Here is a 16,207-nt window from a genome sequence, read left to right as displayed (position 1 = left end):
AAGCGACATATTTTTTCGAGATGTGTCGCTTTTTTTATTTTATTTGCTGCGAAATGGCAGAATCACTAGTCAGCTTAGCGTTTTAACATTAGTCTTAATGTCATAAGCAAACATTGAGAGAGAAGACGCATAATGACTAATAAAAACGCATTTCAAACACTGCCCCCTTCCCCTTTTTTGCTGACAGAAAATACACAAAATTGCGCTGAACTTAAGCAATCAATTGAACAATTTCAATCTTGGTTAACAGATGCTTTTCATCATGATGTTGATGTGGCTTTATTACTTCAGGCTCGTAGCCATTTCATTGACCAACTCTTAACACAATTATGGCACCATACACAGTTATCTGATTATTCTGATCTTAGTATTATTGCTGTTGGTGGTTACGGTAGACAAGAATTACATCCTCTTTCTGATATTGACCTTCTCTTTTTAAGTGAAACACCGTTATCACCAGAGGCTGAAGATAAAGTCAGTCAACTCATTACACTACTGTGGGATGTACGCCTTGAAATTGGTGCCAGTGTTAGAACAATGGAAGAATGTCTTTTAGAAGGCCTTTCAGATTTAACAGTTGCAACAAACTTACTAGAAGCTCGCCTTATTTGCGGCAATAACTCGCTTTACCAGCAATTAATTAATCATATTTTTAGCCAAGGTTTTTGGCCATCACCAGATTTTTTCGCAGCAAAAGTTGAAGAACAAAAGCAAAGACATCAACGATATCATAGTACTAGTTACAATCTCGAACCTGATATCAAAAGTAGCCCCGGTGGACTGCGTGATATCCACACTTTAATTTGGGTAGCACATCGTCATTTTGGTGCAACATCAGTTTCTGAAATGGTTAATTTTGGCTTTTTGACGCCAGCAGAAGGACAAGAGTTATTAGAGTGTCAATACACACTATGGAAAATTCGTTTTGCTCTCCATCTTGTGCTTTCTCGCTATGACAATCGACTTTTGTTTGATAGACAACTCAACGTTGCCCAACTTTTAAATTATGAAGGTGAAGGCAATCAACCTATTGAAAAAATGATGAAGGATTATTATCGCGTAACTCGTCGTGTTAGTGAGTTAAATGATATGTTACTTCAACTATTTGACGAAGCTATTCTTGCTCTGCAACCTAACGTAAAACCGCGCCCATTAGACAGTGAATTTCAGCTACGAGGTTCGTTAATTGATGTTGTTGATGACAGTTGCTTCCTTGATGATCCTATCGCTATTATGCGTCTCTTTTTGCGTATGGCAGAGCATAAAGAGATCACTGGAATCTATTCAACAACACTCCGCCATTTACGTTATGCTCGCCGACATTTAGTACAGCCTTTATGTGAGTACCCACTCGCACGTCAAGTTTTTATGCAGATATTACGCCACCCTCGTGCGGTTTCTGGTTCATTTGTCCCAATGCATAAACACAGTGTACTCGCGGCTTATTTCCCGCAATGGAATAATATCGTAGGCCAAATGCAGTTTGATTTATTTCATGCCTACACCGTTGATGAACATACTATTCGTGTTTTACAAAAACTTGAAAGCTTTGCTTCTTATGAAAACCATGAAAAACATCCGCTTTGTGTTGATATTTATCCCAAACTTCCTCAACTTGAATTACTACGTTTAGCTGCACTCTTTCATGATATTGCCAAAGGTCGCCATGGTGACCATTCCATATTAGGCGCTCAAGACGTTGCTCACTTTGCTCAGCAGCATGGTTTAAACCAGAGAGAATCAGCCTTAGTTGAGTGGCTTGTTAGTAATCACTTACTTATGTCTGTCACCGCGCAACGACGCGATATTCAAGATCCTGACATTATTTTTCAGTTTGCATCAGAAGTAAAAAATGAAAGCCGATTACGTTATCTTTTGTGCTTAACTGTTGCGGATATTTGTGCGACCAACAGCAGTCTATGGAATAGCTGGAAACAGAGCTTATTACGTGAACTTTTTCTATCAACAGAAAACCAGTTACGCCAAGGTATGCACTCTATTCCTGACCTACGTGAACGTATTCGACATCATCGTTTGCAAGCACTAACTATTTTACGAATGGAACAAGTCGATGAAGAGAAATTGCAAGCAATTTGGGGGCGCTGCCATGCCGACTATTTTTTACGGCATACACCAGAACAAATTGCATGGCATGCGCTTGCATTAATTGAGCATAATAGCGCTGAACCAATGGTGCTAATCAGTCAACAAACTGAACATGGTGGTACTGAAATCTTTATTTGGTGTGCAGATAGACCTTCCCTTTTTGCATCTGTTGCAGGTGAATTAGATAGACGTAATTTAAGTATCCATAACGCTCAAATTTTTACTAACCGCGATAATATGGCTATGGATACTTTTATTGTGTTAGAGCCTAATGGTAAACCACTGGCGATTGATAGATATAATGCTATTCGTAACGCATTGATCCAAGTCGTATCCGCCCCTTATAACGCCAATGCCAAAACTCGCTCATTACCAGCCAAATTGCGCCATTTTGACGTTCCAACAAAAATTAATTTTATAGCCTCTAATCATAATAAACGCACCTATATGGAACTATTTGCACGCGATCGCCCGGGATTATTAGCAATTATTGGTAAAGTTTTTGCTGATCTTTCACTTTCATTGCATGGTGCCCGAATAACCACAATAGGCGAGCGTGTTGAGGATTTCTTTGTATTAACCGATAGCGAAAATAAGGCATTAAACCAAAAAATGAAGGATGAAGTCGTAGAAAGGTTGACAAAAGCCCTAGTTTCAAAGGATAAAATATAGGAACCCACGACAATACATATAGGAAATACTATTGATGCAAGCATTACAATCTATTATTGATAACGCCTTCGAACATCGTGCAGATATCACTCCAAACAACGTTGAGCCTCATATTCGTGATGCCATTAATAACGTTATTGCACTGCTAGACAGCGGAAAACTGCGTGTCGCGGAAAAAATTGACGGTCAGTGGGTGACTCATCAATGGTTAAAAAAAGCGGTTCTACTCTCTTTTCGTATTAATCACAATCAAGTGATAGATGGCAGTGAAAGTCGCTATTTTGACAAAGTACCTATGAAGTTCGCTGATTATGACCAAGCACGTTTTGAAAAAGAAGGCTTTCGTGTTGTTCCCCCAGCCGCAGTTAGACAAGGGGCTTACATCGCTCGCAACACTGTTTTAATGCCATCTTATGTCAACATTGGTGCTTACGTCGATGAAGGTAGCATGGTTGATACATGGGCAACGGTAGGTTCATGTGCTCAAATCGGTAAAAATGTCCATCTCTCTGGTGGTGTTGGTATCGGCGGTGTTTTAGAGCCACTACAAGCAAACCCAACCATTATTGAAGATAACTGCTTTATTGGTGCTCGCTCTGAAATTGTTGAGGGTGTTATTGTCGAAGAAGGCGCTGTTATTTCAATGGGCGTTTATATTGGCCAAAGTACCAAAATTTATGACAGAGAAACAGGCGAAGTACATTATGGCCGAGTCCCTGCAGGCTCTGTCGTTGTATCAGGCAATTTACCCTCTAAAGATGGAAGCTACAGCCTTTACTGTGCTGTGATCGTGAAAAAAGTTGATGCTAAAACACGTGGAAAAGTTGGTATTAATGAATTGTTAAGAACTATCGACTAATATAAGAACAGCGGATAGAATTAATTCTATTCGCTATTCTTTCATTCATCTTTCTATCAGGTGCCAATATATGTACGATAATTTAAAAAATTTAGGGATCCCGCATCCTGAAGATATTGACCGCTATACCCTGCGCCAAGAAGCTAACAACGATATTTTAAAAATCTATTTTCGCAAAGATAAAGGTGAATTCTTTGCAAAAAGCGTAAAATTTAAATATCCACGCCAACGTAAAACAATTTCTGATGGTCAATCAGGACAAAGTTTTAAAGAAGTAAATGAAATCAATACTAACTTACGTTATGTAATTGAAGAATTAGATCAAATTTGCCAACAAGACCAAGTAGAAGTCGATTTAAAACATAAAATCCTAGATGACTTGCGCCACCTTGAACATGTTGTAGCAAATAAAATTGCTGAAATTGAAGCTGATTTAGAAAAGCTGACTCGCCGTTAATAACAGACAATTTTAGCCAATATATAGGTTAGGTTTATAAAAAACACCGCTTACTTACTGTATAAAGCAGAAACAAGCGGTGTTTTAAAATCAAAAATATTATTCATTATTTTGTTAACCAACTAATTATTGGGTTCTTTTTTATTTAATCTAATAGATTGACCCAGTTTTCAAGCCAATCCATTGCAAATACTTCTGGCTCTGCGACATCCACTCCGTCTATTTTCAATATTTCACCGATACGTTTTGCTTGGTGCTCCTGTAACAACTCATCAAACTTCATCCCCGCACCACAAAAGTAGTCATAGCTACTGTCACCTAACGCAATTAGACCGTAACTTAGGTTTGGCTGATATCCCACATTATCACGCAATTCATGAAATAAAGGTGCGATAGTATCAGGTAAATCCCCTTGCCCTGTACTCGACGTTATCACTAATACGGTCGAATATTTTTTCCAATCCGCAAGAGTTCCTTCTTCATAAACATTAGCTTGGTGTTTATGCTCAAGTAAAATACGTTGAGCCTCTTCAGCAATCGCTAATGCATTTCCGTAAACTGTACCTACAAAAATACCAATTTTAGCCATAATGATTACCTACTTTATGCGGTTTAAAATTCAATAAATTTAGTGTGTCTAACATATAGAAAATTAATCTTTATCTCAAGCTTCAGTGTCTTTAATTACTTAACCTCATCCTTAAATTCACTAGAATAAATAAAATACTTATTATATTTTTATTAACAACATCTTAATTATCAATAACTCCTTTATGCCTTTATTTAACAATAAGCATGTTGAAAATTTTATTCCATTCTTTTCTTTCTTTTGAAAAAAGCCAAAGAATATCATTTTTAGGTTTTGATTCTTTTAAAGTTTTTGTTATTAATTTATTAGCCCACTCAGGTAGTTTTCCATCTTTAAAATCATCGCTATTCAATATGACATTTAAACTCTCGTGCATTAGCATTATATTGCCATGCGCTTTATTATTGATATCTAGTCGTTTTTGATATGATTTAGGAAAAAGAAACTTATATGCTTTAGAAAAAAAACCATTATAATTCTCTCGATCATTATTATTAATAAAAAGTACTGAAGCTATTTTATTAATATCCAATAAAATATTTTCTTTTGGTATTTCACTATTAATCCCAGCAGTGTATTTTTTCAATTTATTATCTAAACTTCTTAACAGTGAAACTTGTCTACCATTAACCGATTCAACAAAAATAAAATATTTATTTTTTATACTTTTTATTCTTTCCAAGCTAGATTTTAATTTCTTTAATTTATCAACCCCATCTATTTCCTCCATTGAATTTAATCTATTAACAATAATTACCTCATTATTAAATTCCGCTTCCTTTGCAATTAATATATCAACATTTATTTTAGATAAATCATTATATTCTAAAAGATCAACAAGTTTATTTATTGCTAAGGTTGTATCAATTGTTTTTTTATTATTAATTATTATCTTAGAAGATAATTCATTTTCAAGTAATTTCATTTCATCTTGAACTTCTTTAATTTCATCTTTAATTTCTTGATTTTCTTTAATTTTCTTTTCCATTTTCATAATAGACATATTACATCCATAAAAATCAATATTATTATTTTTAGATGAAGATAAATTAAAAAGCTTATTCCTTTTATTACTCTTATTATCTAAATTATCATTAATATCATCTAATTTGTAAAACTTACCATTATGATTTATAAAACTATTTATAATTGGGTTTTTATCATTGAAGACTACTCCCTCAAAAGAGTTCGTATTATAAATACCCTTTCTCATTTTAGTACAAAAACTTTCCTCTTTTTTATAAGAAAGTAATCCATTAAATATTTTTTCAACATCACCAATATCATTAATGTTTTTCACACTAATTATTTTATCTTTATTATCAAAAAAAGCCTTAACACCTCCTAAGTTAATCCTTTTTCTTAGTTTTTCTATACGATTTTTATTTTCACCGTGATTAGTATATTTATCAATTGAATTGTCTAATTCTTTCTTTATATTGCTTAATAAGAATTTTTTATCTTTATTAGCAATAAAAACATCATCATTTCCTTTTTTAAAAAAAAGTGAAATACTATTTTTATCAAACTCAATACTCTTTCTATTTGTTTTATCACTTATATCTGTTATGGATAATAAAAAAATTCTATGACTATCTATGAAGGTTGTTGACATGATATCTCTCCACTCTGTTTAATACTTAACAGAATGCCATATCCAGTATCAATATTATTGCAATAAAAAAGCACTTCCTATTTTTATATGGAAGTGCTTTATGATTTGATATTACAATCAATAAGTTATTTATTCAGCACTATCCAAAGACCGAATATATTCATCCATTTCAGTTTTTAGATTATCTGACTTAGGACCAAAAATGGCTTGAATACCTGAGCCAACGACTACCACACCCGCAGCACCTAATCGTTTTAATTCATCACGATCCACTTTTTCAATTTCTTTAACACCAATACGTAAACGAGTAATGCAAGCATCTAAGCTGCTGATGTTATCTTTACCACCAAACGCGGCGACTAAAGATTGTCCCATGGCACTTTTATCAGCCTGTTTCGCATTTTTATCTTCCACTTCTCGACCCGGTGTTTTCAGGTTTAGTTTCACGATTAAGAAACGGAAAATAGAGTAATAAGTTATCGCATAAAGTATGCCAATAATTGGGAACAGATACAGTTTACTGCTGTTGCCACTTAATACGATAAAGTCAATTAAGCCATGAGAGAAACTTGTACCATCACGCATACCTAACAAGATACAAATAACAAATGCTAAGCCTGCTAAAATAGCGTGAATAACATAAAGAATAGGTGCAACGAACATAAATGAGAATTCGATAGGTTCAGTGATCCCTGTTAAGAAGGCAGTTAATGCCGCAGAAATCATGATACCGCCCACTTTTACACGATTCTCAGGGCGTGCTGAATGCCAAATCGCAATAGCAGCAGCAGGTAAACCAAACATCTTAAATAAAAAACCACCTGATAACATACCTGCAGTTGGGTCACCAGCCATATAGCGAGGAATATCGCCGTGGAAGACTTGTCCTGCACTATTTACATATTCACCCACTTGCATTTGGAACGGCACGTTCCAAATATGGTGTAAACCAAATGGCACTAATCCACGCTCTACAACACCATAAATACCAAAAGCAACAGCTGGGTTTTGATATGCAGCCCACTCAGAAAAATGTTGAATTGCTGTACCAATAGGAGGCCAAATAAAGGCTAAAATAATCCCAACAAAAATAGCTATTAAGCCTGAAATAATAGGAACAAAACGTTTTCCTGCAAAAAATCCTAAATACTCAGGTAATTTAATTCGATAAAAACGGTTAAACATCGAAGCGGCAATAATACCAGCAATGATCCCCCCTAACACCCCTGTATCAGTAAGGTGTTGAGCCTCAATTTCTGCTGGAGTTAAACCTAAAACCCAAGGAGCAACCACAATCATGGTTTTAGACATGATACCGTAAGCGACTACAGAGGCCAGTGCTGATACCCCGTCATTATTGGTAAAACCTAACGCAACACCAATAGCAAAAATAAGTGGCATATTAGAGAAAACCGAACCACCAGCCTCTGCCATAACTTGGGAAACAGAAGAAGGGATCCATGAAAGATCAGCGGAACCAACCCCTAATAAAATACCGGCAATAGGCAGTACAGATACCGGTAACATCAAGGACTTTCCGATTTTTTGTAAAACAACAAATAGGTTTTTAAACATCAAGCAGACTCCCGGAATGTGGTTTTTTATATGTTGTAAGTTTTTATTTGTTTAAAGTAGTGTGGGTTTTATTTCATAAACTTATCTAATGATAAGCCCTATTTATTTCACATCATAAAATAAATCGCTTAATGAATACATGATAGCTGTCACGTTTCAAAACATGTGATCAGATCAATTAATAGAATTATATATTTTACAAATAGTTAATAGAGATTATAAATTTGCGCAAACTATCAAGGCTTAAGTAAAAAAACCTTGATAGTCACAAATTAAAATCAATATTTGGAATAAGAAAGGAATTAAAAATGATGAGATAAATCTTCGCCATACTGCTCTAATTCAGGTCTCAATCCGCGCCAACCAAATTGATTAATAAGATGTTGCCAAGGCAGATCCCATTTAGCTGTTAAGTTAAGTGGTTGCAATGTAATTGGATGAATTAAGTTTAGATGGCTTGCATGTAACATCAAGCGATGAGATTGAAAATGATTTACAACACCACGGTTTTGACGTAAATCACCATGAGCGGTATCACCAATAATTGGATGTCGAATATGAGACATATGGCGGCGTAATTGATGCTTGCGACCCGTTTCAGGACGTAACTCTAATAGACTAAATCGAGATGTAGAGTAGCGTCCAATTGCAACCTCTTTTTCAACAGTTCCTAATGGCTGGCAATGCGTTACACAATCTTGAATTTGTGGTGGTTGAGTTGCAAATTTATCTGCAATTTTATCGAGTTCCTCGACTAAAGGGCTATCTATAACAGATGCCTCTTCAACGTATCCTCGAACAACAGCATGATAAATTTTTTCTGTTTTATGTTGTTCAAAAGATTGAGAAAGTGCTCTAGCAACATCAGAAGAAAGTGCCATTAATAGAACACCTGAAGTAGGCCTATCTAAACGATGCACAGGGAAAACATGTTGCCCAATTTGATCTCTTAATGTCTGCATGACAAACACGGTTTCATGTCTATCTAACCAACTGCGGTGAACAAGCCAACCCGCAGGTTTATTCACCGCAACAAGATGTTCATCTTGATAAATAATATCTAGCATTATCGGCCTTATGATTTAAACATTGCGTCAAGTTCACGCAAATGATTGAGTAAATCAGTAACATCTCGGCTCTTATCTTCTTTAAATGCTTCTTCGTAATAAGGTGCGATGGCAAATGTATTAGGTAATGGCGTTTCGCTTTCAATCATCGATGACAATCGCGGAATTAATACCCACTGTAGCCATTCATGAGCACTCATTGTATCAATACAGAAAGGCTCAACACTTTCAAATGCTTGTTCAGTAGGAGATTCTAATTGCCATAGCTCAATGTTCTTCATCTCTTCTTCAATCAAGAGCAATTTCGCTAAAATGCGTTGTTCTGGTGTCATCATTTATCCCTCATATAAAACTTACGAATAAGGATAACATTGGGATGGAATAGCAGAAAACAAATAAAAAAATAAAAGGAGCCGAAACTCCTTTTAGACAAGAAAAATAGTTGTCTGTACAACACGTGCATCCAAGCAAGACCGTTTTTATCTATCCCTGTGATTAAGTCCGTATCCACATTAATGGAAATATCCTATTTCCTGTGTCCTTGATTACTCTACATTTTATCGGTCACCAAGCAGTCCCTTAGTTGGTGGACGTAGAATGCCAATAATTGATTAGTTAAACAACCCACAAAACAGAAACAATTAAAGAGTTATAACTATAAATAAAAACAATAAGTTAATAACTTATTGCTCTGCTTAAATAAATCAATTTTATTTTTATCAGTGACATCTTTTTGATAAAAACACACACACTTTTTTGTAAGATATATCTCACAAGAAAAAAGGTTTATAGAGTACGTCAGTCATTATATACAGCGACTAATTCTGATAGAAAAAGAGATAAATTTTCAGCTAAAACTTCTCTTTTCTTTTTGCCGAAAGTTTCAAGAATGACTTCACCGGAAACATTACACACGGAAATTATTTCATTCTCTGAATCAGTGGTGCCAATAAACAATGTAGGTGTAAGTTTTAAACGTTTTTGTGTCACTAAATGACCAATAATATTTTCTTGTAAGCGAATAAAATCTTCTTCACTCCACACTTGGATCAAGCTGAAATCTACCTCTCTAAAACGAACTTGCATATCACCAGCATACTGAGTGGTAAAATAATCATGCAATTCTGGACGAATAATAATTCCCATTGCTTTTTCAACTTTTTCTAGTTTATCTGTTCCAACAAAAGGCTGTGGTAACCAGTAAACAACTTCATCTCCTGTTCTTGATATACAAATAGAAGGAACACCATAAAGATCTTCACTTGCAGGAGGTAAACCTGATTTTTCTTGCCATAAATCAACATATTTTTGCGTAAAAGCTTTTAATTCAGAGGAGATGTTTTCAGTCATGATTGTCTGTTTTATCTATTTAAATAAGAATTTCCTTCATGTTACCTGATTATGTCACTAATTCAGAGCATCAAAAATAAAGCATTCATATACTATTGATGTTTCAATAGTATAATTAACCTTCTTTTATTTTCAGCTAAAGTTAGGATGTAAATTATGTCGTTATATCAAGGCGATAAATCTCTTGAAGCATTATCTCTAGGTAAAGAGACTCAATACCATGACCAATATGATGCCGAATTATTGCAAGGTGTACCACGTAGCCTAAATCGAGATTCTCTCTCTTTAACTGCTGAAAATTTACCTTTTCATGGTGGTGACATTTGGACTCTGTATGAGCTTTCATGGCTTAATAGTAAAGGCTTACCTCAAGTTGCTATTGGTCATGTTGAATTAGATGCAAATACCGAGAATCTTATTGAATCTAAAAGCTTTAAATTATATCTCAACAGTTTTAATCAGACTCGTTTTGAAAGTTGGGATGTCGTCGAAAAAACCTTACTTAAAGATTTAACGACTTGTGCTAAAGGCAAAGTTAATCTGACCATTTATCCACTTTCGCATTTTACATCACAACCTATTGTTGATTTTGCTGGAGAGTGTATTGATGAACAAGATATTGAAATTAATAATTATCAGTTTGATGTGCAATGGTTAAACGAATCGACAACCGATACACTGGTTGAAGAAACCCTTGTCAGCCATCTGTTAAAATCAAATTGCCTGATTACTAATCAGCCAGATTGGGGATCAGTCGCTATTCAATATAAGGGTAAAAAGGTTGATCGTGAAAAACTACTGCGCTATTTAGTTTCATTTAGACAACACAATGAATTTCATGAACAGTGTGTTGAGCGAATTTTCCACGATATCATGCAATTATGTGCACCAGAAACATTAACTGTTTATGCAAGATATACGCGACGCGGTGGATTAGACATAAATCCTTGGCGTAGTAATTGTGAGTTTGTTCCAGAAATTAGTCGATTAGCCAGACAATAACGGGAATAATGCCTGTATGTTAATATGATCTGTGTTATACCAAGATCAGTTGCACTCAGTTTGTTATTTCAGGAGAAAAAGGAGTCCTACGTGATAACTCATGTCAGCCCATTAGGTTCCATGGATCTGCTTTCACAGCTAGAAGTTGATATGCTAAAGAGAACCGCAAGCAGTGATCTTTATCAGCTGTTTCGCAATTGTTCTCTCGCTGTTCTCAACTCTGGTAGCCTTACTGATAGTAGTAAAGAACTGTTATCTAAATACCAAGATTTTGATATTAACGTACTGCGCCGTGAACGTGGCGTAAAACTAGAGTTAGTCAATCCTCCTGAAGACGCCTTTGTTGACGGAAAAATTATTCGCTCACTACAAGCTAACTTATTTGCAGTGCTTCGTGACATATTGTTTGTTCATGGGCAGATCACAACAGCAAAGCGTGATCTTCACCTGAACTTAGAAAATAGTACTCATATCACTAATACTATTTTCTCGATTTTGCGCAATGCGCGAGCCCTTCATATTGATGAAGATCCTAATATGATCGTTTGCTGGGGAGGCCACTCAATTAATGAAACTGAGTACCTTTACGGCAGAAAAGTAGGTAACGAATTAGGGTTACGTGAACTCAATATCTGCACAGGTTGTGGACCCGGTGCGATGGAAGCACCAATGAAAGGGGCGGCCGTTGGTCATGCTCAACAACGTTATAAAAATAGCCGTTTTATTGGTATGACAGAGCCTTCAATCATTGCAGCTGAACCACCAAATCCATTAGTTAACGAACTGATTATTATGCCAGATATTGAAAAACGTCTGGAATCGTTCGTTCGAATTGGACACGGGATTATTATTTTCCCAGGTGGTGTAGGGACAGCGGAAGAATTACTGTATCTGCTTGGTATTCTTATGTCACCAGAAAACCAAGATCAAGTATTACCACTGATTTTAACTGGCCCTAAAGAGAGTGCGGACTACTTTAATGTATTAGATGATTTTATCGCAAATACATTAGGTGACGAAGCTCGACGCCATTACCAAATTATTATTGATGATGCACCTGAAGTTGCTCGTATCATGAAAAAATATATGCCATTGGTAAAAGATAATCGTCGCAGTACTGGTGATGCTTATAGCTTTAACTGGTCAATGAAGATCAATGCTGATTTACAGCTTCCTTTTGAACCAACACATGAAAATATGGCATCACTTAACTTAAGTACCGATCAATCACCTGAAAAATTAGCGGCTGACTTACGTCGTGCGTTCTCGGGTATTGTTGCAGGTAACGTAAAAGAAGTGGGTATGAAGGCGATTGAGGCTTATGGTCCTTATAAAATTCATGGTGATCGTGAAATTATGCGTCGCATGGATATTTTATTAGCTGGCTTTGTTGAGCAACATCGTATGAAACTTCCAGGCGGTACAGCTTACCAACCATGTTACGAGATTATCAGCTAATTTATTATGATACATTTGCTGATTATTGATGCTTTAAACCTGATCCGCCGCATTCATGCGGCATCAGGTTCTTCCTGCCAGACAGTGTGTGAACAGAGCGTCAACCAACTGCTTGGTCACACACAACCTACCCATGCCGTAGCAGTCTTTGATGAGGATGACAGAGACGGTAGTTGGCGACATCAGCTCTTACCTGATTATAAAGCGGGTCGCACGCCAATGCCTGATGACTTGCGACAACAATTACCTGAAATTAAAGCCATGTTGCTTAATTTAGGAATACAGAGCTGGCACTCGGGTGGTGATGAAGCAGATGATGTTGCCGCAACATTGGCAACAAAAGTGGCTAGCGCAGGTTTTCGAGTCACTATTATTTCAACGGACAAAGGTTATTGCCAACTACTTTCGCCCTCTATTCGTATACGTGATTATTTTCAACGACGCTGGTTAGATTTAGAGTTTATTAGAGCTGAATTTGGTGTCGAGCCATCTCAACTTACCGACTATTGGGGATTAACAGGTGTAAGCAGCAGTAAAGTTGCGGGTGTCCCCGGTATTGGACCGAAAAGTGCCACCGAGCTTTTACAAATTCATCCAGATCTAGAATCGCTTTATCAACATATTGATGATGTCCCTACTAAATGGCAAAACAAACTTATTACCCATAAAGAGTCCGCATTTATCAGTCGAAAAATCACCACATTACGTACTGATATTCAATTAAACGGTAATCTACAACAGTTACGTTTAAAATAGTTAAGTTCCCAATCATCAAGATTCAACTCACTGATATTTTTAAATAACTAGCCCATTTAAAAAAGCGAAGCTTATAAATAGAAGCTTCGCTTTTTATTGCCATCAATAAATCAATGGACTTGGGTCATTTTAAAATTCACGATCTGGTCGATAAGCAGCCCAAATATTTTGAATATGAACCGTGATCTCTTCTCTATCATGATAAAGGTGCTTAGCTTGGATCTTAGCGTTGATCCCTTTTTCCGCTAACTCTGACTTTATTTTTTCAAGGATATGAGAAACTTCCTCATAACGCTTTTTCATTGGCAGTTTTAGGTTAAAGATAGCTTCTCGACACCATTCATTAGCAATCCAAGTCGCCATTAATGCAGCAACTTTAGCTGGCTTCTCAACCATATCACAAACAAGCCATGTGATATTTTTAGATGTAGGTTCAAATTTAAAACCGTCAACTTGGTGATGACGAACTTGCCCTGTATCCATTAAAGATTGTGCCATTGGGCCATTATCAACAGCATGTACCATCATACTGCGTTTCACTAATTGATATGTCCAACCACCGGGGCATGCACCTAAATCGACCGCTTTCATTCCGCTTGCTAAACGCTCTTCCCACTCGTCATAAGGAATGAAAATATGAAATGCTTCTTCAAGTTTTAGTGTCGAACGACTTGGTGCATCTGATGGGAATTTTAATCGAGGAATCCCCATGTAAAATGCAGAATTATTGAAACTATAAGAATAGCCAACATAACAACATCCCGGTGCAATAAAAAACACATGGATAATAGGACGGCTAAAATTCTCAACTTTCAGCAAAATTTTCTCATTACGTAAATGATTACGTAATGGCACCGTAAATTTGCGGCAGAATTTTAATAATTCCTTACTTTCGTTAGTGTCTGCAACTTCAACTCGCAATTCACCCGCTTTTTCAACAACACCTTTCAACATTCCAACGATCGGTGTAATTCTATCTTCTGGCGATAAATCTTTAAGTAATTCACCAGTCACAAACATCTGACGAGCAAAAATTAATTCACGGAAACTCACTTCACGAGCGATCTTGTCCGCGTCACCTTCTTGGTAGCATTCAAAGATCACATAACCACTTCCCTCTTTAACACGAGGAAAGCCGTAAACGCCGATTTGACCTGCTTTATCCGTAATCTCAGCCGCGCACTCTTTTTCAAAACCTTGGCGACAATATAATGCAACTTTATTCATGGCGAGACGCCGGTGCCCTTAGACGCAAAGCGCCAATAAAAATTAAAACCCAACCAATAAGAAAACTAAATCCACCAATTGGCGTAAAATAAGATAACAATCTAACTTGTGTTAGCGCCATACAATAAAGGCTACCACTAAAAAGTAGAATACCAACACCAAAGAAAATACCTGCCCAGTAAAACCATAAAATGGTTTTACGCATTAACATTGCCGCGATCCCGACAAGTAATAAGGTATGGACGATTTGGTAGCGCATCGCTAACTGAATGTAATCCCAATGTTGTGGCGATAAATGAGGTGCTAGCTTATGAGTTGCAAATGCACCAAAAGCAACATAGAAGAAGCCACTAATCGCGGAAAACATAAGCAATGTACGACTATTCACTGTTTATTCCTTCCTATCTAGAAGATATTTGCCAATCGCAATATTAAGATGATGTCAGTAAACCCAGCTTTTCTTGCTCATTCGCTGCTTGAGATAAAATCCATTGGCGAAAAGCCGCAATTTTACCCAATTCAGCCTGACTATCTTGGCAAACTAAATAAAATGCATTTTTACTGACAAGGACATCTGGAAAAGGTCTTACTAATCGACCTGATTCTATTTCACTACGTGCCATTACATTATTAACTAATGCAACACCTTGTCCATGTACAGCAGCCTGTATCACCATTGAACTATGGCTAAAAATAGGCCCTTGTTGCACATTAATCTGATTTTGTATCTCTAATTGACGTACATAAGCTTGCCAATCTCGACGAGATGTATCATGTAATAGTGTATGATAAATCAGATCGGATGGGGTTTTTAGTGGTTTTTCACCTGTAAGTAAAGATGGCGCACAAACAGGAATTAAATATTCCGCATAAAGGCGGTCTGTACGTAACCCAGTCCAATTTCCTCGACCATAAAAAATAGCTACATCGACATCATCAGCCAGCTTATCTTCTTCTCTATCAACAGCCTGAATTCGTACATCAATCCCCGGATAAGCTTGGTTGAATCCAGATAACCGTGGTACTAACCATTGAATAGCAAAACTTGGAGAAAGGCTAACGGTAAGAGCGCCTTTCGCGCTTCGAGCTAATAATTTGCGAGTTGCCTCATTAATTGATGAAAAGATTTCTTTAATGTCGAGGTAATAACTTTGCCCTTCTTCTGTTAATAAGAGAGAGCGATTGCGCCTTCTAAATAATTTTAGCCCAAGAAATTCTTCTAATGTTTTAATTTGGTGGCTCACTGCTGCTTGTGTCACAAATAATTCTTCAGCGGCTTTAGTAAAACTTAAATGACGTGCCGCTGAATCAAAAACCCTAAGCGCATTTAATGGCGGTAAACGTTTAGACATATTCGGTTCTTAAACCCCTATTTTGGCTATTAGTAGACCCTAACTTTCATCATTAGTTTTTTTTATGCGAAGCATTATAAATTGTCCCTTGATGATTAGCCAGTAAATACCTATAGTAGGCG

Annotated in this window: 15 protein-coding genes; 6 read left to right on the top strand and 9 right to left on the bottom strand. The window is 36.4% G+C overall.

Going from position 1 to position 16,207, the window contains the following annotated elements; genetic code table 11:
- Positions 1 to 132 precede the first annotated feature (132 nt).
- The 3 genes from glnD to GWJ01_RS09560 all read left to right on the top strand — a co-directional run bounded on the left by glnD (position 133) and on the right by GWJ01_RS09560 (position 4,094).
- Positions 133 to 2,778 (top strand): bifunctional uridylyltransferase/uridylyl-removing protein GlnD, encoded by a 2,646-nt coding sequence (gene glnD / locus GWJ01_RS09570; RefSeq protein ID WP_161711015.1) that lies wholly within the window; start codon positions 133 to 135, stop codon positions 2,776 to 2,778.
- Positions 2,779 to 2,812: 34 nt separating this feature from the next.
- Complete coding sequence (dapD, locus tag GWJ01_RS09565) at positions 2,813 to 3,637, top strand: 2,3,4,5-tetrahydropyridine-2,6-dicarboxylate N-succinyltransferase (protein ID WP_098942006.1); 825 nt, start codon at positions 2,813 to 2,815, stop codon at positions 3,635 to 3,637.
- A gap of 70 nt (positions 3,638 to 3,707) precedes the next feature.
- Positions 3,708 to 4,094, top strand: a complete 387-nt coding sequence (locus GWJ01_RS09560; RefSeq protein WP_161711014.1) for a DUF3461 family protein — start codon at positions 3,708 to 3,710, stop codon at positions 4,092 to 4,094.
- Positions 4,095 to 4,239: 145 nt separating this feature from the next.
- Here the strand turns inward: GWJ01_RS09560 and GWJ01_RS09555 are convergent, their stop codons facing one another.
- From GWJ01_RS09555 to syd, 6 genes are all read right to left on the bottom strand, one after another.
- Entirely contained in the window at positions 4,240 to 4,683 is a 444-nt protein-coding gene (locus tag GWJ01_RS09555; protein ID WP_161711013.1) for a flavodoxin, read from the bottom strand.
- A 190-nt stretch (positions 4,684 to 4,873) separates the two neighbouring features.
- Complete coding sequence (locus tag GWJ01_RS09550; protein WP_161711012.1) at positions 4,874 to 6,298, bottom strand: hypothetical protein; 1,425 nt, start codon at positions 6,296 to 6,298, stop codon at positions 4,874 to 4,876.
- Between the two features lie 129 nt (positions 6,299 to 6,427).
- Entirely contained in the window at positions 6,428 to 7,873 is a 1,446-nt protein-coding gene (gene ptsG / locus GWJ01_RS09545; protein ID WP_109394062.1) for a PTS glucose transporter subunit IIBC, read from the bottom strand.
- Between the two features lie 302 nt (positions 7,874 to 8,175).
- The gene (truC, locus tag GWJ01_RS09540; RefSeq protein WP_109402024.1) at positions 8,176 to 8,940 is read right to left on the bottom strand and encodes a tRNA pseudouridine(65) synthase TruC; all 765 of its coding nucleotides are present in this window, start codon (positions 8,938 to 8,940) and stop codon (positions 8,176 to 8,178) included.
- Between the two features lie 8 nt (positions 8,941 to 8,948).
- A complete protein-coding gene (locus GWJ01_RS09535; RefSeq protein WP_109402090.1) occupies positions 8,949 to 9,272 on the bottom strand; it encodes a YqcC family protein in 324 nt (107 codons plus the stop codon).
- Between the two features lie 466 nt (positions 9,273 to 9,738).
- The gene (gene syd / locus GWJ01_RS09530) at positions 9,739 to 10,290 is read right to left on the bottom strand and encodes a SecY-interacting protein (RefSeq protein WP_109394064.1); all 552 of its coding nucleotides are present in this window, start codon (positions 10,288 to 10,290) and stop codon (positions 9,739 to 9,741) included.
- Positions 10,291 to 10,446: 156 nt separating this feature from the next.
- Here syd and queF point away from each other — a divergent pair, with 156 nt between their 5' ends.
- From queF to xni, 3 genes are all read left to right on the top strand, one after another.
- The gene (queF, locus tag GWJ01_RS09525; RefSeq protein ID WP_109402025.1) at positions 10,447 to 11,292 is read left to right on the top strand and encodes an NADPH-dependent 7-cyano-7-deazaguanine reductase QueF; all 846 of its coding nucleotides are present in this window, start codon (positions 10,447 to 10,449) and stop codon (positions 11,290 to 11,292) included.
- A gap of 90 nt (positions 11,293 to 11,382) precedes the next feature.
- On the top strand, positions 11,383 to 12,750 hold the full coding sequence (ppnN, locus tag GWJ01_RS09520; RefSeq protein WP_036913815.1) for a nucleotide 5'-monophosphate nucleosidase PpnN: 1,368 nt from the start codon (positions 11,383 to 11,385) through the stop codon (positions 12,748 to 12,750).
- 6 nt (positions 12,751 to 12,756) lie between these two features.
- Complete coding sequence (gene xni / locus GWJ01_RS09515) at positions 12,757 to 13,506, top strand: flap endonuclease Xni (protein WP_098941999.1); 750 nt, start codon at positions 12,757 to 12,759, stop codon at positions 13,504 to 13,506.
- Positions 13,507 to 13,635: 129 nt separating this feature from the next.
- On the opposite strand, the gene rlmM is transcribed toward xni, so the two are convergent.
- From rlmM to GWJ01_RS09500, 3 genes are read right to left on the bottom strand one after another with little or no spacing between them, the layout of a single operon-like run.
- On the bottom strand, positions 13,636 to 14,733 hold the full coding sequence (gene rlmM / locus GWJ01_RS09510; protein WP_109394066.1) for a 23S rRNA (cytidine(2498)-2'-O)-methyltransferase RlmM: 1,098 nt from the start codon (positions 14,731 to 14,733) through the stop codon (positions 13,636 to 13,638).
- Positions 14,726 to 15,121 carry a DUF423 domain-containing protein gene (locus tag GWJ01_RS09505; protein ID WP_109394067.1) on the bottom strand — a complete coding sequence of 132 codons (396 nt, stop codon included), beginning with the start codon at positions 15,119 to 15,121 and terminating at the stop codon, positions 14,726 to 14,728. Before GWJ01_RS09505 ends, rlmM begins: the two co-directional genes overlap by 8 nt.
- A gap of 43 nt (positions 15,122 to 15,164) precedes the next feature.
- Positions 15,165 to 16,085: a transcriptional regulator GcvA gene (locus tag GWJ01_RS09500; RefSeq protein ID WP_023582728.1), complete on the bottom strand. Its 921-nt coding sequence runs from the start codon at positions 16,083 to 16,085 to the stop codon at positions 15,165 to 15,167.
- Positions 16,086 to 16,207 lie beyond the last annotated feature (122 nt).

Source organism: Proteus sp. G2618, from assembly GCF_009915995.1.
GTDB classification, from domain to species: Bacteria; Pseudomonadota; Gammaproteobacteria; order Enterobacterales; family Enterobacteriaceae; genus Proteus; species Proteus terrae.
This window is presented reverse-complemented; position numbering and strand designations above follow the sequence as displayed.